This window comes from Yersinia vastinensis, from assembly GCF_044905075.1.
GTDB lineage: Bacteria > Pseudomonadota > Gammaproteobacteria > Enterobacterales > Enterobacteriaceae > Yersinia > Yersinia vastinensis.
In genome coordinates, this window is the sequence record NZ_CP173260.1 from 2,636,612 (window position 1) to 2,654,665 (window position 18,054).

An 18,054-nucleotide genomic window follows, 5' to 3' on the forward strand; every position below is an offset into this window, starting at 1 on the left:
AGGAAACTAGTGCTGATCCAGCCCAAGGCTGTCGCGTAATAATTGCAACCGCTCCATATCGCCATCGCTAGCGGCTTGCTGGAGGGATTTGGTGGGCGCATGAATCAGACGGTTGGTTAGCTTATGGGCCAATTCATTCACCACCTGTTCTATATTAGCCCCTTGCTCAATGGCAGCTAAAGCTTTCGCTGTCATCTCACTGCGAACCTGCTCGGCCTGAGAGCGGTAGTCACGAATGGTTTCGACCGCCCCTTGTGCTCGGAGCCAAGTCATAAAATTCATGCTTTCTTGCTGTACTATCGATTCAGCTTGAACTGCAGCTGCCTGACGCTGCGCCATATTGTGCTGAATAATCGCTTGTAAATCATCAACACTGTATAAATAAGCATTGGACAGTTTACCAACTTCGGGTTCGATATCCCGCGGCACAGCAATATCAACAAACAGCATTGGCTGATTGCGGCGGCTTTTCAGTGCACGTTCTACCATACCTTTGCCAATAATTGGCAGTGGGCTGGCAGTGGAACTGATGATGATATCCGCATCGGCAAGGCGGGCATCTATCTCGGGTAATGTAATCACCTCAGCACCGACTTCTGTCGCCAGTGCTTGCGCACGTTCACGTGTCCGGTTGGCAATAATCATATGTTTGACTTGATGCTCGCGCAGATGGCGAGCTACCAGCTCAATAGTTTCACCGGCCCCTACTAGCAACACATTCAGCTCGGAGAGTGACTCAAAAATTTGACGCGCCAGTGTACAAGCTGCAAACGCAACCGATACTGCGCTGGCACCAATTTCAGTTTCCGTGCGAACCCGCTTAGCCACAGAGAACGATTTTTGGAACAAACGCTCCAACTCGCCTGACAGTGATTGCCCGCGCTGAGACTCCGCAAAGGCTTTTTTCACTTGCCCCAAAATTTGCGGCTCACCTAAGACCAGTGAGTCCAACCCGCTAGCAACCCGCATCAAATGGCTGACTGCATCATTACCATGATGCCAATACAGACTTTTTTTCACGTCTTCCGGACTGAGCTGATGGTAGTTACATAGCCAGCTGATAAGTTGGTCGTGCAGATTTTCTTGCTGTTCTACGCTGAGATATAACTCAGTTCGGTTACACGTAGACAACACGACACCGCCCTGCACCAACGGTTGTTGGAGCAAGCTAGCAAGAGCCTGATCGATCGATTCCGGCGAAAACGTCACGCGTTCACGTAGCGATACAGGTGCGGTTTTGTGGTTAATGCCTAATGCAAGCAGTGTCATGAGAACGGCTTCGAGTAATACTGATGTTAGTATGGATTCTCGTCTGAACCGCATTCTACTTGATGCGCGGGATCAATAAAAGTCGCAGTGCATCATCCTAAGTATTATCCCAAATTATGCTCAAGAATTGATTATATGATGTACAAAATAGAACAAGATATTGACGCTCTGCCCTCAGGTCGTTAGCGTGAACAGCAATGACGCCGAATTAAGCTGCATCAAATCAAGACACATCAAAACGATTTGCTTTATTATTAAGCCGCTTTATTTAAAACGTGCCGCAGTGAAAACCCAGCGACCGATAGGATTTATACCCATATGCCTCAGTGCAAAATCAGTTTTTATCGTCTGCTTCCATTGGCTACTCTGCTGTTGGCAGCCTGTAGCACAACACCGCCAACCGGCCCGGCGACCAGCCCAACATCACCGCAATGGCGTCAACATGAGCAACAATTGCAGCAATTGAGCCAATTCCAAACCCGTGGTGCATTTGCATACCTCTCTGAAAAACAAAAAGTTTATGCACGCTTCTTTTGGCAGCAAACGGCACCTGAACGTTATCGCCTCTTGTTAACCAACCCGCTGGGCAGCACTGAGCTTGAGTTAGTCGTCCAACCCGGTGTGACCCAATTGACTGATAATCAGGGTAAACGCTATGTCAGTGATGACCCGCAAGAGATGATTCAAAAATTAACAGGCATGTCGATTCCATTGGAAAGCTTACGCCAATGGATTCTGGGGCTACCGGGTGATACCACTGATTTCGTCCTTGATGATAAATACCGCCTGAAGCAACTAACGTATAAACAAGATGGGGTGACGTGGGTTGTTGATTATCAGGAATACAACACCAAGGTGACACCGCCATTACCTAGCCGTATGGAATTGAGCCAAGGCGAGCAACGTATCAAGCTAAAAATGGATAACTGGACGGTTAAATAACATGGTTACCCATAATCAATATGTCTGGCCGTCGCCAGCAAAATTGAATTTATTTCTTTATATCACTGGGCAACGTGCCGATGGTTATCACCAATTGCAGACGTTGTTCCAGTTTCTCGACTATGGTGACGAACTGACTATCGTGCCGCGAGATGATGACCAAATTCGCTTATTAACCCCTATTGCGGGTGTAGAAAACGAACAGAATCTGATAGTGCGAGCAGCACGGTTGCTGCAACACCACTCCACCCGGCAAAGCGGTCATGCGGCAAACTTGCCTCGGGGAGCCGATATCAGTATCGATAAACGTTTACCTATGGGGGGAGGACTGGGTGGCGGTTCGTCTAATGCCGCGACGGTGTTGGTCGCACTCAATACCTTGTGGCAATGCGGATTATCTGATGAAGAATTAGCCACATTGGGTTTAACCTTGGGTGCTGATGTCCCGGTATTTGTACGTGGGCATGCCGCTTTTGCCGAAGGTGTGGGTGAAAAATTGCAACCGGCGGAGCCTGAACAGAAGTGGTATTTGGTCGCACACCCCGGAGTCAGCATCCCAACCCCCATTATTTTTTCCGATCCCGAATTAAAAAGAAATACGCCAATTCGCCCGCTGGCGGCGCTTTTAAGCGCTCCGTACGCAAATGATTGCGAACCAATAGCAAGAAAACGTTTTCGCGAGGTTGAACAGGCTCTTTCATGGCTGTTAGAATACGCTCCGTCACGCCTTACCGGAACCGGCGCTTGTGTGTTTGCAGAATTCGACACTGAGTCATCGGCCCGGCAGGTGTTAAGTATTGCCCCTGAGTGGTTGCACGGTTTTGTCGCCCGTGGTGTGAATGTTTCGCCACTGCATCGTGTACGCTCTGGGAAAATTGAAAGCAGTGAGCACAGATAACGATTTACAGCGTTATGTCAGGTCGAAGTATTGGCCGCTGACCTTGGGTTCTGAAATACCTGTCTCACTTGATTGAAAGCCGGTTCATAATGCTGTTTTAGGTTTGATGTGTTTTGGCTTTAAATACCCGTATGTATATTGCAATCAGTATGTATTAATCGCCCCTGATTACTGATCTGACAATATCTTCTCTGGACGCATGCCTGAGGTTCTTCTCGTGCCTGATATGAAGCTTTTTGCTGGTAACGCCACCCCGGAACTAGCACAACGTATTGCCAACCGTTTGTACACCAGCCTTGGTGACGCCGCTGTAGGTCGTTTTAGCGACGGCGAAGTGAGCGTGCAAATCAACGAAAATGTACGCGGTGGTGATATTTTCATCATCCAGTCCACCTGCGCACCCACGAACGATAACCTGATGGAACTGGTTGTCATGGTTGATGCCCTGCGTCGCGCCTCCGCAGGACGTATTACTGCTGTTATTCCTTACTTCGGTTACGCCCGTCAGGATCGCCGTGTGCGTTCCGCTCGTGTACCTATCACTGCCAAAGTTGTTGCCGATTTCCTCTCGAGTGTTGGGGTTGACCGCGTATTGACAGTGGACCTTCATGCTGAACAGATCCAAGGCTTCTTCGATGTTCCGGTTGATAACGTATTTGGTAGCCCAATCCTGCTGGAAGATATGTTGCAGCAGAATCTGGAAAACCCAATTGTTGTCTCTCCAGATATCGGCGGCGTAGTTCGTGCCAGAGCTATCGCAAAATTGCTCAATGATACTGATATGGCGATTATCGACAAACGTCGTCCACGCGCCAACGTTTCTCAGGTGATGCATATCATCGGTGACGTTGCGGGCCGTGACTGCGTATTAGTTGACGATATGATCGATACCGGTGGCACTTTGTGTAAAGCGGCTGAAGCCTTGAAAGAACGTGGTGCCAAGCGTGTATTCGCTTATGCAACTCACCCGATCTTCTCTGGTAATGCGGTTGAAAACATCAAACATTCCGTTATTGACGAAGTGATTGTTTGTGACACTATTCCGCTGTCAGCTGAAATCAAAGCATTGAAAAATGTACGTACTCTGACACTGTCCGGCATGCTGGCTGAAGCCATCCGCCGTATCAGTAATGAAGAGTCGATCTCTGCGATGTTTGAGCATTAATCAGTATTACGTTATGAATATCCCTGCGGTGCTATGTGGCCGCAGTTAACCATCGGGTTATTTCGTGATAAGCCACTCCGTGGAGATCGCGTTAGGGTATTTGTGGCTTTTTGATACTGCGCGATGAACTGACTGAAGCAGATAAAGAAAAACCCGTTGAAGCAGATGCGACAACGGGTTTTCTACTCTTGATCGATAGGTTCGTGATCAATTGACTCTTGGCTAATAGATCGTTGAGCCGTCATTTACCCCTCCCTAACATCAGCTCACTTAAAAGCCGAGAAGATAGGTTCTCTATTGACTGTTTTAAACGTCTAAACGCTGCCATTCATCGATAGCGCTAACAAATGACTACGAGTGACGTTGATTACGGTTGCAACGTTTATCAAAGTGTTTAACCCACCAATAGCGGTCTGCCACTTCTTCACGCCCACCAATACGTGCACCGACTAACCATAACAGTGCCCCGACAAAAATACTCATCACTGCTCCGTGGGCAAAAAATTGCGGTAAACCAAGCTGGGTAACTTCTGTCAGAATAGAGTAACCTACCCCGCCGACCATTGTTACCAAACCCAGACCCATGAGCACATTACCGAGCATTGCTGCATTTTTACGTTTCATATGCCACCTCCACTTGGGCTGCCAATAAATAACCACTTAGCCATACATCTAAACTGCTTGCTTAATGCGATTATTCATGTCCACTTAATAACTAAGTATAGTCAGCCTCACCGCGAAGGTATTGCGCTTGTGATCACAACTGGCAAATATATTCCAACAAATCTTTACATTATCCAGTCATTTAGCACCAAGATTGAATTATACACTAAAGTAATTATTCACATTGTGAATCAGTTTCTGTGTAATCCATATTAAAAACCCTCAAAGGTGTTATCGACTAATGAGTCAATAACAAATAAGTTACCATCCTGGGTTTTGTTATTACGCCCATGACAGGTAAACTGTCCCACTTTAATTCCTTTAGTTATAGTGAATGACGACGTGAGCAGCATTAAATTAATCGTTGGGCTGGCAAATCCGGGCGCTGAATATGCCCAAACTCGCCATAATGCGGGAGCCTGGTATGTGGATTTATTGGCTGAACGCCATAATCAATCACTGAAAGAAGAGAGTAAATTCTTCGGTTATACCGCACGGTTAAATCTGGCAGGTCAGGATGTTCGCTTGCTGGTGCCGTCTACATTTATGAACTTAAGTGGCAAAGCGGTTTCGGCAATGGCCGGATTTTACCGCATACTGCCCGAAGAAATTCTAGTCGCCCATGATGAACTTGATATCCCACCAGGCGTAGCCAAGTTGAAATTGGGTGGGGGGAATGGTGGACATAACGGCCTGAAAGATATTCAGAGCAAACTTGGCAACAATCCCAATTTCTATCGTCTACGTATTGGTATTGGCCACCCGGGTGATAAGAGTAAAGTCACTGGTTTTGTTCTTGGTAAACCGCCAGCCAGTGAGCAAACATTAATTGACGATGCAATTGACGAATCTATTCGTTGTACTGAGGTGCTGTTGAAAGAGGGCATCACCAAAGCAATGAATCGTCTACATTCCTTTAAGGCGAGCGTATAGCCATTTTCCAATTCCCCGGCGGATAAACCTGCGCCGGGGCCTCAACTTCTGGCTTTACTCATTTTTATTACACAGTGCATTAATTCCCTGTTGCCCCTCACTGGTTAGCACAACCCCTGCAATAATGACCCTCACCCGCCCAAGAAAATGATTGCTCTTCGCATCATATTCGCCAGCAATATCCTGTAGTTCATCAGTACAAAAAAGAGATGTCCAATCCGCCGCTTTCTTCTTATTTTCGGCTAATTCATGGCTGCGTTCGAATTTATCGTTCAGGGCAGTGAATGTCAGTTGAACTCCATCAAAATCCTCATAAAGTGTATTTTTCTTGTAACCTACATATCTGACACTTTTGCCCGACTGATTCTCTATCTGTACACCATATTGATCGACTAATTGTGCAAAAGTGGGGTCACTAGACTCAATATCCGCAGTCAGAAACCGTATGCCTGCAATCCCCACCACGCCGCCAAATAGAATGACTATCAACCATTTGTAGATGCTCATTTCCATGGACATTATCCAAATTCATTATGTAAATCCTAATAACTCGTTATCGGATATTTACTGGAAAACTTCAGATGGCCAAAGCGTGATCTCGAACACAGAGTTAGAAAAATCAATTACCTATCAGCTATAGCAATAAATGCCAGCCCCACAACGTAAGAGCATGATCGAGATAAATCATCATTATGTGTATAATGGCGGCATAAATTTTGATTACATTGGCTTGTTAACCCTAACAAGTTGATTTTTAAGTTATTTAAGGTGATATAAAACATGGGATTCAAATGCGGTATTGTGGGCCTGCCTAACGTTGGTAAATCCACCCTATTCAACGCGTTGACACAAGCGGGCATCGAAGCAGCTAACTTCCCGTTCTGTACCATTGAACCCAATACGGGTGTTGTGCCAATGCCGGATCCGCGTCTGGACCAATTGGCCGAAATTGTTAAACCTCAGCGAATCTTGCCAACGACGATGGAATTTGTTGATATCGCGGGTCTGGTTAAAGGGGCATCCAAAGGTGAAGGCTTGGGTAACCAATTCCTGACCAATATTCGCGAAACAGAAGCCATCGGGCATGTGGTGCGGTGCTTTGAGAATGACAATATTATTCATGTTGCTGGCAAAGTTGATCCAGCAGATGACATTGACACCATCAATACTGAGTTGGCACTTTCTGACCTTGAAACCTGCGAACGTGCAATACACCGTGTACAGAAGAAAGCCAAAGGTGGCGATAAAGACGCAAAAGCTGAGCTGGAAGCACTGGAAAAATGTCTGCCACATTTAGAGAATGCGGGCATGCTGCGCGCGCTTGACCTGACAGCGGAAGATAAAGCGGCTATCCGTTATCTGAGCTTCCTGACGTTGAAACCCACCATGTACATTGCCAACGTCAATGAAGATGGCTTCGAGAATAACCCCTATCTGGACCAAGTCCGTGCTATTGCCGCAGCGGAAGGCTCGGTGGTCGTTGCTGTCTGTGCCGCGGTGGAATCTGATATTGCTGAGTTAGAAGATGAAGATCGCGCTGAGTTTATGGCCGAATTAGGTATTGAGGAGCCTGGCCTGAACCGTGTTATCCGTGCCGGTTATGAACTGCTGAATCTGCAAACCTATTTCACCGCCGGAGTGAAAGAAGTTCGTGCTTGGACTATTCCTGTCGGCGCAACCGCACCTCAAGCTGCGGGTAAAATTCATACTGACTTTGAGAAGGGTTTCATCCGCGCACAAACTATCGCGTTTGAAGACTTCATCACCTACAAAGGTGAACAAGGCGCGAAAGAAGCTGGGAAAATGCGTTCAGAAGGCAAAGATTACATCGTAAAAGATGGCGATGTGATGAACTTCTTATTTAACGTCTAAATAGAATTTGTTGTCTCATAAGTTCTCACTAGACCTCACAAAGAGCACAAACCCCACAAAATCCACGCGCATGCGTGGATTTTTTTTCTCTGTCTCCGATACTCTTATATTCAAGATGCCGAACTATTTGGCCACAACAATTTTATTAGCCACTTCCAATGCAACATCAATAAATACCTTTGTTGCCGCTGTCTGCCACGCCCCTCTTCGCCGCATTAATACCGCCGTTCTTCCTAATTCCCAACCTGTAACAGGGAGTGCCACCAAGTCATTATTTTGTATAGCAATCGTGGCGGGAAGCAAGGTTGAGAGTGATGTACGACGGATCACATCAAGAACAGTACTGATTTCATTCATCTCTATCTGTACCCTAGGGTGCAACCCTGCTTGAAGAAAATTGCGATCGATATGTACACGCGTGGCGAACTCCTGACTGAGAAGGATGAGTTTTTCATTGTTGAGATCTTCAAGAGTCACCTTTTTTTGCCATGCCAGAGGATGATGGTTGGCAACAATCAATGCCAGAGTTTCAGTCAGAAGGTGCTGTGATTCAATATCTTGAAAATCACCGTTATCAAAGGCAATTCCTACATCCAAGTCATTATTCAATAACAGACTTTCTATCTTCTCCTGCGACATTTCTTGGACTTGTAAATTAATATTTGGAAAGCGTGCATAAAACTCTGCCACCAGCGGCCCGATAAAATAGGCGCTAAAGGTAGGTGTGGCAGCAACACGTAACGATCCCCGACTGAGATCCTCAACATCATGAATAGCTCGTTTCCCTTCGTCCAAAGCCCGAAATGCACGGCGCACATATTGTAAATAGACTTCCCCGGAATCCGTCAGCCGAATATTACGCCCGCTGCGATCAAATAGTTGGGTATTAAGACTTTCTTCCAGCAGCTTGATCTGCTGTGACAACGCGGGCTGTGATACATGCAGCGCGGCGGCAGCCCTTGTAAACCCTTGGTGCTCTGCGACAGCAAGAAAATAGCGAACATAACGGACATTCATGGCAATGACTCATAAGATTTTTGAATTACACCAATTATAAATCAGTCTTTTATCTTATAGAACAAAAGGAATAATCTTCACCGCATCTTAGAGCAAGAAAGTGAACCTACCATGAAAGAGATTATTAACGGTTTCCTGAAATTCCAACGTGACGCATTTCCTGAACGTGCTGAATTATTCAAAAGTCTGGCCACGCAACAAAGTCCAAAAACACTGTTCATTTCCTGTTCAGACAGCCGCATGGTGCCAGAGCTGGTGACTCAGCGTGAACCCGGTGACCTGTTTGTGATCCGCAATGCTGGCAACATTGTCCCCTCTTACGGCCCGGAGCCCGGTGGTATATCGGCTTCGGTAGAATATGCCGTTGCAGCACTGAAAGTAACGGACATCGTGATTTGTGGTCATTCTGACTGCGGCGCGATGACCGCAATTGCCAAATGTCTCTGCTTGGACCATATGCCGGCCGTCAAACACTGGTTGCAGTATGCGGACTCAGCAAAAGTAGTGAATGAATCTCGTGAATACAAAAATATGCACGATAAAACGATTTCCATGGTTCATGAGAATGTAGCGGCCCAACTGGTCAATATCCAAACTCACCCATCGGTACGCCTTGCTCTTGAGGAAGGCCGTCTGACAATTCATGGTTGGGTGTATGACATTGAAAGTGGTCTGATTTCTGCTTTTGATCGCGCATCTCGCCAGTTTGTTTCTCTGGCTACGAACCCGAATGTTCGTGCCGTTTCTTCCTATAACTGATTAATTTATAAAAAGAGGTATTGCCGTGATTCAGTCACAAATTAACCGCAATGTTCGTCTGATATTGGCAGATCAAATTCTGAATATTAAAGCGAAAAAAGATCTATCGTTTGCCGAGATTGCTGACGAAACGGGCTTATCCGAGGCTTTCGTCACTGCTGCACTTTTAGGGCAGCATCCATTGCCAGCAGAAGTTGCACAAATTGTTGGTCGAAAACTAGAGCTCGACAGTGATGCCGTGAGACTGCTGCAAACCATTCCGGTACGTGGCAGTTTCGAAGATGGCATTCCTACCGATCCGACCATGTACCGTTTCTACGAAATGCTGCAAGTTTACAGCACCACACTCAAAGTCTTGATTCACGAAAAATTTGGTGACGGCATTATTAGCGCAATCAACTTTAAACTGGACGTGAAAAAAGTCGCTGATCCCGATGGAGGTGAGCGCGCGGTCATCACATTAGACGGAAAATACCTGCCAACTAAACCGTTTTAACTTTTATTGAAGCAAACACGGCGGATATTGCTATTCGCCGATCTCATCAAGGAACACGATGTCCCCAAGTCATAATAACCGCCATCAACAAGACGTATTGCCAACATCTTGCAAACTTGCACAGCAGGAAAAAAATAACCTGATGTTGTTGGTACTGGTATTGATTGGCCTGAATATGCGCCCACTCTTAACGTCTATTAGCCCCTTACTGCCTCAGTTACAACAAGCCAGTGGCATAAGCTTCGGCGTAGCCTCATTGCTGACGACGCTCCCTATCATGGCAATGGGTGTCATGGCTCTGGTTGGTGGCTGGCTGGGTAAATATTTCAATGAGTACAACAGTGTGGCACTCAGCTTACTGATGATTGCCCTTGGCTCTTTGTTACGCGAAAGCGCTCCGCGCAGCAGCTTATTGCTCAGTAGCGCACTACTTGGCGGTATTGGTATCGGGGTGATTCAAACGATTATGCCGACGATTATCAAACGTCTGTTTAGCCAACGTATGCCACAAGTGATTGGTTTATGGTCTGCAATGTTAATGGGCGGCGGCGGATTGGGGGCGGCCTTGACACCTTGGCTGGCGCAGCACAGTCTTCTCTGGTATCACGCATTGGCTTGGTGGGGATTGCCTGCCATCATCGCACTTGTCGGTTGGTGGGTTCAATGCAAATCACTGAATTCAGTCGCATATATCGCCCCATCTACTTCACCTGTTCGCATACATATCAGCCCAAGAGCGTGGATTTTAGGCTTATATTTTGGGCTCATTAACGGCGGTTATGCCAGCTTGATTGCCTGGTTACCGCCTTACTATATGCAACTCGGTTTCAGCACTCAGTTTAGCGGCGGTTTACTGGCGTTAATGACACTCGGACAGACGCTGGGGGCATTAATTCTGCCTCTGCTGGCAAATCGTCAGGACAGAAGAGGACTATTGTTACTCACACTAGTACTACAACTGATTGGTTTCTTTGGCTTTATCTGGCTTCCACAACAGTTCGCCATACTGTGGGCTGTCGTCTGTGGTATTGGGCTTGGCGGGGCATTTCCTTTGTGCCTCGTGCTGGCTCTTGACCATTCCCCCCACAACGAGATTACCCGGCGATTGGTGTCCTTTATGCAGGGAATTGGGTTTATTATCGCCGGGCTTTCGCCGTATTTATCTGGCCTGCTACGTAGCCTCAGTGGAAACTATCTGCTCGACTGGATGTTTCATGCTGGGTGTATTATTGGGCTAATGGTGCTAACTCTGCGCTTTACTCCTTCGCACTATCCCCATGAATGGCGAACCCTGCCCTCATAAACGAAGAAAAACAGATCTGATATCAGCCACTATTATTTTACTTCCTAGTGCGCGGCTAACGAAAGTTGCCGCGCACTAGGAAGAAAACCACTGTTACAGGCTTCTTCTCCCCTATTTTCAATTTCGTGTGTTATGAGAAGACGCCTCCTGCATCAGCTTTTGCAGCAAAAGTTCGCGTAACAAAAATTTTTTGATTTTGCCTGAAGCCGTGCGTGGTAAACGATCCACCAGCTCTAGCCGTTCAGGATATTTGTATTTGGCTACCCGTCGGTTGCGAAAAAAATCGATCATCGCTGTAAACGTTAACGGCTGGCAACCGTCACGTAATACCACATAAGCACAAGCCCGTTCGCCAAGCCTTTCGTCTGGCATCGCCACGACACCAACATCCTGTACCAGAGGGTGCAATAACAGAATCTCCTCGACCTCACGGCTACTAATGTTCTCACCGCCGCGCACGATAATATCTTTCTTGCGGCCCGTTATTTTAATGTACCCTTCCTCATCCATGCGGCAAAGATCACCGCTGTAGTACCAGCCCTCCTCGTCTAGCGCTTGAGCCGTCAATTCCGGCTCCCCCAGATACCCCATGAAAACATTGGGGCCACGTGAGGCCTCTTCGCCCTCCTCGCCATGAGAGACTGTCTGACGTGCTTTATCGACAACTTTGATTTCGACACCAGACACTGCGACCCCATCGGTGTTAACCACACGAGAGAGTGGATCATCAAGTTTAACCACAGCATGAGGTGAGCTTTCCGTCGCGCCGTAAACACTGAGTAATTTAATGCCGACGAGCAAACAGTCCCGGGTTATTTGTTTTGGGATCGTCGTGCCACCGCATAAAAAGAAACGCAACGAAGAAAGGTCATACGGCTGTTGTTGCACCGTACACAGCAAATCATACACAAAAGGTGTGGCGCCCATCACGCAGGTACATTTTTCCCGTTCTAACAAGGTCAGGCACGCTTGGGGACTAAAAATATCCAGCAGGACGCTGCGAGCACCAATGATAAAAGGCGCAGTCACGCCATGCAGAAAACCGGTCGCATGCCCTAGCGGGGCGGGCATTAAGATGATATCCGTCCAATTCAAATTTAACGTCGCACAATATGCACGCTCGCTGGCAAGCACATTGTTATGAGTGAGCATCACGCCTTTAGGAACCCCTTCAGTACCAGAGGTAAACAGCACAACGGCCAGTTCATCGCCATGGACTTTAACGGGGTTTTCCAACGGAGGATAATCGCGCAATAACTGGCTCAATGAAGGCAGTGATGTTGCTGGTGCCAGTTTATCCACTGCGACCATTTGCTGAAGATAGGGAAGCTGTGAACGCAGTGGGGCAATCATTGCCACTGGGTCGACATTTTTGAACAAGGTCGGCACAAATAGAATCCGCGCCTGACTCTTATTCAGCGTCCAAATAAGCTCGGTTTCACGATAAGCAGGTAGCAGAGGGACTGCAACTGCCCCCGTTTTCAGACAGGCCAGATAGATCAGAGTGAACTCACACCAACCCGGAAGTTGAAAAGCAACCCTGTCGCCGGGCTGAATGCCACAATCTAACAGATACGAAGCCACACTTCCGGCGGCGCAATCCAGTGCAGCATAGGTATATGACGTACCTTGGTTATCAAGGACCGCTATCTTTTCGGGAGCAACTTTGACCGAATGGTGCCAATAGTCAGCGAGCGACGCATCCCCCCAGTAGCCTTGCTTCCGGTAGGCCTCCCTACGCTCATCATTAAATTTAATTGTAATAGCCATTCGCTTTATCTCACTTATTAACAGCAACTGCGCAGTGTCGTTGTAAATCTAATAGGTAGTGATGCAGGAAGATGGCCTACGAATAGGCCAAAGATGAGAGCAATTCAATGCAGGGATTAACCGAAGCGGAATTCGATACCAAAAGTACCTTGGGGATATTCCCATTTTTCGAGGATGGTATCGCCGCAGAGCACTCGGCAAGTTCCACATTCCAAACATCCGGCATAATCAAAATGAATATTGCCATCGCTGTCTTGTTTGTATAGCCCCGCAGGGCAGGCGTTAATCAACTTGCGAAACTGCGCCCTATCAGGATTATCAACTAACACAATGTGAGGATTGCTTTCATCTACACGAAATTTGTTGATACCCAGTTTGACGTCGACATTAACTGTATTTTCATTACTCATAACGCCGTTGCCCCCTTAATTCCATCTTTCAACAGATTGATTAACCCAACCTTTTTGGCCCGATTCAATATTTTAGAGCGAATGGGTTTGCTGGGGCTCCCATCGATGATGAACATGTCTGTCATGATGTCAGCGACCATCCGAGGATATTGTGTAAACATTCGCGGGTTTTCCATCATTGCAGGCATCTTGCGGAAATGATGCATATCCTGCATCACAAAACTTTGATCCAGTTTTTTCTTGTAGCCCATCAGCATGGCGGCTGAGAAATCCTGCTGCTGTTTGGCCTCAATAGCGGTCTGGGCGGCAGCCTCTGCCGAGGCAATCGCCAAATCCATACCGCGAATGGTATACCCCAGATTCAAGCAAAGCCCCGCAGCATCACCGACAATCATCACGCCATCATTGACCAGTGGTGGCACCATCGCCAATCCGCCCTCCGGTACAACATGCGCAGAATACTCCAGCAATGTGCCGCCTTGAATCAGCGGGCGAATCGCCGGATGCTGTTTAAAATCCTCCAGCATCTGTGGAACACTTTTAGTGGCATGCTCAATATCTGCCAGCCCACAGACCAATCCCAGCGAAACCGAATCTTGGTTGGTATAAAGAAACCCACCGCCCATTAAGCCATTCGAAGGGGAACCAGCAAACAACCAAGCGGCCCCTTCTCCTGCACAGAGATTGAAACGATCTTCAATTTGCGAGGGCGACAGCGCGATCACCTCTTTAACCCCGACGGCATAATGATGAGGAGACGAAGGTGGCACCATGCCAATGGAGCGGCCTAACAGCGAATTGACGCCATCGGCCAAAATAACAATGTTAGCCTCCAGCGAATCTTCGCCGGCTTGCACCCCAATAACTCGATTGCCTTCCCTGAGCAAAGCATCGACTCTGACGCCAGGAATAAATTGCACTCCGGCCTCTTCTGCCTTTTCCATTAACCACGGGTCAAATCGGTTACGCAGCACGGTATAAGAAGCTTTAAGGGGGATGTCGGGTTGCTCGCTATGGAAATCCAGCGTGACCGCACTTTCTTCCGTAAGAAACGAAATCTTTTCTTTCGTCACTTTGCGCTCAATCGGGGCCTCTTGCGCAAAGCCCGGCATGATTCTCTCCAGACTGTGTGCATAGAGGCGCCCTCCCGTCATATTTTTACTACCAGCGGTATTCCCCCGCTCAATGACCAGTACATCCAGCCCGGCTTTCGCCATCACATAGCCAGCAATACATCCTGCGACTCCCGCACCGACGACAATGGCATCGAACTTTTCTTCCGACATTGCTTTGACTCCCTATCCAGGCTTAACGGGTCAATTGCTCAATAAGGGCAGGAACCACTTTGTAAATGTCCCCAACCAAGCCGTAGTCGGCATATTTGAAAATAGGCGCGTTTTTATCTTTATTAATGGCAATAATAGTTTTCGCACCATTGCCCCCAACCATATGTTGAATCTGGCCGGAAATACCCAACGTCAGGTAAAGATCAGACTTAAGCAAGACACCGGACACCCCAATGTAACGTTCACGCTCCATCCAATGTTCACCTTCAGCGATGGGGCGCGAACACCCCATTTCGGCACCTAGCACTGTTGCCAGCTCTTGAACCATATTGAGGTCAGCTTGAGAGACCAAGCCACGCCCTACCCCGACAACACGTTTGGCCTTACTCAAATCAACACTACTCAAAGATTTGGCACGGCGTTCTTTGCACAAGATTTCCTGACGAGGAGCGACATAATTTGCTTGATGGATGGCGCAATCATGGGATTGATCTGCCGCTATGGGTTCGATGACACCGGGCGCAAGCGTCACAATAGCTATCGGCGTCATAATTTTCTCTCTACCAAATGCCAGCCCGCCATACATCCGGTGTTCAGCAAAAGTACCTTCATCGCCAACGGATAATGACGTGACATCATTGACCACCGCCGCTTCGAGTAAAACGCCTAAACGGGCCGCCAGTGCTTTACCACGCTTAGTTGCTGACATCAAAATCAATGTGGCAGGCGTTTGTTGCGCCGTTGGTTTCTCAATGAGAGAAACCAACGTTTCAGCATAATTCTCTACCCGCTGTAGCGCAGACTTCTCTGCCAAAACATAGAGCGCGTCCGCTCCCAGAGGTTTAATGGATGGAGTATTTTCACCGCCCAGTACCAAGACGTTGACCTGCTCTCCCCACTGGCGAGCACCAGCTAATAATTCGGCGTAGCGATCAAGATTGTCGCTGAACACCCATACATTATTTAATTTGCTCATGATCTTTTCTCTCCGTATTGGGTTAGTTCAGTACTTTCTTCAAATGCTCGGCCAGTTCAGCAATGGAATCTGGTGAATCATTTTCAATAATGATGTGCTTGCGTTCGGCTTGTGGGGGGACTTGAATATTGGCCATCTCGGTATAAGGTTGGCTAGGTGTCCAATCAATGTCGCTCGCTTTCCAGTGTGTTACTGGTTTTTTCCCTGCACCGAGGATAGCTTTCATGGAAGGGACTTTAGGCACATTGATGTCAGAGGTGACGCAAAGTACCGCCGGAAGTGACAACTCCAACACCTCTATTTCATCTTCCAAAGTACGTTCTATCAGGACTCGACCATCTAGCACCTGAATATTACTGACAGCATTGACAGTCGGAAGCTGCAGCATTTCACCCACCAATAACCCAACCTGCTGGGCGTACACATCACCAGAACCTTCGCCAAACAGCATCAGATCAAATCCGATTTTACTGGCTGCACTCGCCAATGCATGAGCTGTGTCTTTAGGTAGTGCAAATTCCAGAGATGCATCTTGCAGTAAATACAGTTCATGAGGGCCACGTGACAATACATCTTTGCGTACTTTCGTATTTTCTAAATAGGGCCCTCCTGCACTGAGTGCGATGACTTGACCATCATCACCTGATAATTGCATCGCTGCTTCTACTGCATTGAGATCAAATTGGCTGATTTTAGGGTCAGCACGATCAAAATTGAGCTTATGGTCGGCAGTCACGACAATGTCTTGCTCTTCGGGGACTAACTTAAAACAGGTTATTATTTTCATCGTATTTCCTATTATCTCAAACGGATATATAAGTTTAATGAGAATATATTGATACTCTGGCAAGGAAATAACGACATGATAATATGTTTTAGTTACCAACTATCTTGCAAAAAAAACATGAGGAATATATCAGTGCGGTAATAATTTATTTTTACTTGCAGCGCCGTGAATATATAAAAATAAAATAATAGCGGTTTGTGCGTTACCACATGAAATCAAACAGGGAAAGAAATGTGTGATATTTATCAAAGATAGAATGTATGTTTAAGGAAATTCTCATTATTAGCTGTGAGAAGGAGCGAAATCCGCAGCACGATGTAAATTCAGTGTGTTAACTATGTGTCTTACAGGTCAAATCAGATGAGAGAATAACAAATAAAATGATAAATTATCGGCAAGCATTCAATTCTTTAACCATCTAATTGCTGACGTATTATCTTGCACAGCGCACAAATAATCTTGTTTTGGTATGCTAAATTCGTGGTATATCTTGTCATCAGTTGCTTGAAAATGACGGTTTCATCTCATCGTTAAATAGGGAAGTAGCCATGTATCAACGCTGTTTTGATAATAAGGCAGATGCCATTTTTGAAAATGGACTCACGCCAAAACTCTCCAGATATGTCATTAGTGATGATCCAAATTGGGAATCAGGCCATCATGTGCATGAAACCGAGACCGAACTTATTTACGTCAAAAAAGGCGTCGTCAAACTGACCATCGACTCATCTAATTATGTTGCACAAGCTGGCGATATTATTGTTATCGAACGCGGTTGCCTGCATGCTTTGGCCTCTGATACAACCTCACCCGCGACGACCTACGCCTGCGCCGTATATGGTTTCAAAATAAACGGGTTGGAAGATAATCGATTAATGCAGCCCAATTCCTACCCTGTGGTTTCAGCGGTTAAAAATAAAGATGTCATACATGAAATCAGTCTGTTATTACCTCAGCAAGAAGAGAGCCTTTCCTCCTCAGTCTATGATGCCTTTGGTTATCTTCTTACCGTTATCTTCTACGAAAACTTCAAAAGTGCCTACCGAACCAACACCGGAAATATTATCAAAGACATATTAGTAAAAGACATTCTTATTTATTTAAACAATAACTATAGAGAAAAAATAACTCTAGAACAGTTAGCGAAAAAATTTCGAGCCAGTGTGAGTTATATCTGCCATGAATTCAGTAAAGAGTATCGTATCTCACCGATAAACTATGTCATTAAGCGCCGAATAACAGAAGCTAAGTTTGCGTTAACCAATACCGAATTATGTCTAAACGAAATTTCTTTCCGCGTCGGCTACGAGAATGTCGACCATTTCACAAAATTATTTATTCGGCATGTCGGCTGCTCCCCTTCAGAATACCGAAAACAGTTCAAAAGCCATCTTAACAAAGGGGAATATATATCGGAATTTAGTGAACGCACTGAAATGTTAACCTGAGACTGGCAGCAAACCTAAATAGTCTTATATTAAGCTCAATCCGTTCACATCTGAAAATGT

18 protein-coding genes are annotated in these 18,054 nt (G+C 46.6%); 9 read left to right on the top strand and 9 right to left on the bottom strand.

The window, feature by feature from the left end:
- Nucleotides 1-6 precede the first annotated feature (6 nt).
- Nucleotides 7-1,269: a glutamyl-tRNA reductase gene (gene hemA / locus ACIOG0_RS12310; protein ID WP_128450982.1), complete on the bottom strand. Its 1,263-nt coding sequence runs from the start codon at nt 1,267-1,269 to the stop codon at nt 7-9.
- 318 nt (nt 1,270-1,587) lie between these two features.
- Between hemA and lolB the strand changes: the two genes are divergently transcribed.
- The 3 genes from lolB (at nt 1,588) to prs (ending at nt 4,274) form a co-directional block, all read left to right on the top strand.
- Complete coding sequence (gene lolB, locus ACIOG0_RS12315) at nt 1,588-2,211, top strand: lipoprotein insertase outer membrane protein LolB (RefSeq protein WP_050098199.1); 624 nt, start codon at nt 1,588-1,590, stop codon at nt 2,209-2,211.
- 1 nt (nt 2,212) lies between these two features.
- Nucleotides 2,213-3,109: a 4-(cytidine 5'-diphospho)-2-C-methyl-D-erythritol kinase gene (ispE, locus tag ACIOG0_RS12320; protein ID WP_050098200.1), complete on the top strand. Its 897-nt coding sequence runs from the start codon at nt 2,213-2,215 to the stop codon at nt 3,107-3,109.
- A gap of 217 nt (nt 3,110-3,326) precedes the next feature.
- Nucleotides 3,327-4,274 (top strand): ribose-phosphate diphosphokinase, encoded by a 948-nt coding sequence (gene prs / locus ACIOG0_RS12325; RefSeq protein ID WP_004390739.1) that lies wholly within the window; start codon nt 3,327-3,329, stop codon nt 4,272-4,274.
- 351 nt (nt 4,275-4,625) lie between these two features.
- Here the strand turns inward: prs and ychH are convergent, their stop codons facing one another.
- Nucleotides 4,626-4,898, bottom strand: coding sequence for a stress-induced protein YchH (gene ychH / locus ACIOG0_RS12330; protein ID WP_050098201.1), 273 nt, complete (start codon nt 4,896-4,898; stop codon nt 4,626-4,628).
- 381 nt (nt 4,899-5,279) lie between these two features.
- Between ychH and pth the strand changes: the two genes are divergently transcribed.
- Nucleotides 5,280-5,870, top strand: coding sequence for an aminoacyl-tRNA hydrolase (gene pth, locus ACIOG0_RS12335; protein ID WP_050098615.1), 591 nt, complete (start codon nt 5,280-5,282; stop codon nt 5,868-5,870).
- A gap of 54 nt (nt 5,871-5,924) precedes the next feature.
- On the opposite strand, the gene ACIOG0_RS12340 is transcribed toward pth, so the two are convergent.
- On the bottom strand, nt 5,925-6,383 hold the full coding sequence (locus ACIOG0_RS12340; RefSeq protein WP_050139778.1) for a hypothetical protein: 459 nt from the start codon (nt 6,381-6,383) through the stop codon (nt 5,925-5,927).
- Between the two features lie 267 nt (nt 6,384-6,650).
- Here ACIOG0_RS12340 and ychF point away from each other — a divergent pair, with 267 nt between their 5' ends.
- The gene (gene ychF, locus ACIOG0_RS12345; protein ID WP_050098202.1) at nt 6,651-7,742 is read left to right on the top strand and encodes a redox-regulated ATPase YchF; all 1,092 of its coding nucleotides are present in this window, start codon (nt 6,651-6,653) and stop codon (nt 7,740-7,742) included.
- 123 nt (nt 7,743-7,865) lie between these two features.
- Here the strand turns inward: ychF and cynR are convergent, their stop codons facing one another.
- Complete coding sequence (gene cynR / locus ACIOG0_RS12350) at nt 7,866-8,759, bottom strand: transcriptional regulator CynR (protein ID WP_128450984.1); 894 nt, start codon at nt 8,757-8,759, stop codon at nt 7,866-7,868.
- A 111-nt stretch (nt 8,760-8,870) separates the two neighbouring features.
- Between cynR and ACIOG0_RS12355 the strand changes: the two genes are divergently transcribed.
- The 3 genes from ACIOG0_RS12355 to ACIOG0_RS12365 all read left to right on the top strand — a co-directional run bounded on the left by ACIOG0_RS12355 (nt 8,871) and on the right by ACIOG0_RS12365 (nt 11,317).
- Nucleotides 8,871-9,518 carry a carbonic anhydrase gene (locus ACIOG0_RS12355; protein WP_050098204.1) on the top strand — a complete coding sequence of 216 codons (648 nt, stop codon included), beginning with the start codon at nt 8,871-8,873 and terminating at the stop codon, nt 9,516-9,518.
- Nucleotides 9,519-9,543: 25 nt separating this feature from the next.
- Nucleotides 9,544-10,014, top strand: coding sequence for a cyanase (gene cynS, locus ACIOG0_RS12360; RefSeq protein WP_050098205.1), 471 nt, complete (start codon nt 9,544-9,546; stop codon nt 10,012-10,014).
- Nucleotides 10,015-10,156: 142 nt separating this feature from the next.
- Nucleotides 10,157-11,317, top strand: a complete 1,161-nt coding sequence (locus ACIOG0_RS12365; protein ID WP_050296376.1) for a cyanate transporter — start codon at nt 10,157-10,159, stop codon at nt 11,315-11,317.
- 117 nt (nt 11,318-11,434) lie between these two features.
- Here the strand turns inward: ACIOG0_RS12365 and fadK are convergent, their stop codons facing one another.
- The 5 genes from fadK to ACIOG0_RS12390 all read right to left on the bottom strand — a co-directional run bounded on the left by fadK (nt 11,435) and on the right by ACIOG0_RS12390 (nt 16,546).
- Nucleotides 11,435-13,087 carry a medium-chain fatty-acid--CoA ligase gene (fadK, locus tag ACIOG0_RS12370; RefSeq protein ID WP_128450985.1) on the bottom strand — a complete coding sequence of 551 codons (1,653 nt, stop codon included), beginning with the start codon at nt 13,085-13,087 and terminating at the stop codon, nt 11,435-11,437.
- 116 nt (nt 13,088-13,203) lie between these two features.
- Nucleotides 13,204-13,497, bottom strand: coding sequence for a ferredoxin (locus ACIOG0_RS12375; RefSeq protein WP_050098207.1), 294 nt, complete (start codon nt 13,495-13,497; stop codon nt 13,204-13,206).
- Nucleotides 13,494-14,783, bottom strand: coding sequence for an FAD-dependent oxidoreductase (locus ACIOG0_RS12380; protein ID WP_050098208.1), 1,290 nt, complete (start codon nt 14,781-14,783; stop codon nt 13,494-13,496). Before ACIOG0_RS12380 ends, ACIOG0_RS12375 begins: the two co-directional genes overlap by 4 nt.
- A 22-nt stretch (nt 14,784-14,805) precedes the next feature.
- Entirely contained in the window at nt 14,806-15,759 is a 954-nt protein-coding gene (locus tag ACIOG0_RS12385) for an electron transfer flavoprotein subunit alpha (protein WP_050098209.1), read from the bottom strand.
- 22 nt (nt 15,760-15,781) lie between these two features.
- On the bottom strand, nt 15,782-16,546 hold the full coding sequence (locus ACIOG0_RS12390) for an electron transfer flavoprotein (RefSeq protein ID WP_128450987.1): 765 nt from the start codon (nt 16,544-16,546) through the stop codon (nt 15,782-15,784).
- A 548-nt stretch (nt 16,547-17,094) separates the two neighbouring features.
- Here ACIOG0_RS12390 and ACIOG0_RS12395 point away from each other — a divergent pair.
- Entirely contained in the window at nt 17,095-17,994 is a 900-nt protein-coding gene (locus ACIOG0_RS12395) for an AraC family transcriptional regulator (RefSeq protein ID WP_050296365.1), read from the top strand.
- The last annotated feature ends 60 nt before the right edge of the window (nt 17,995-18,054 follow it).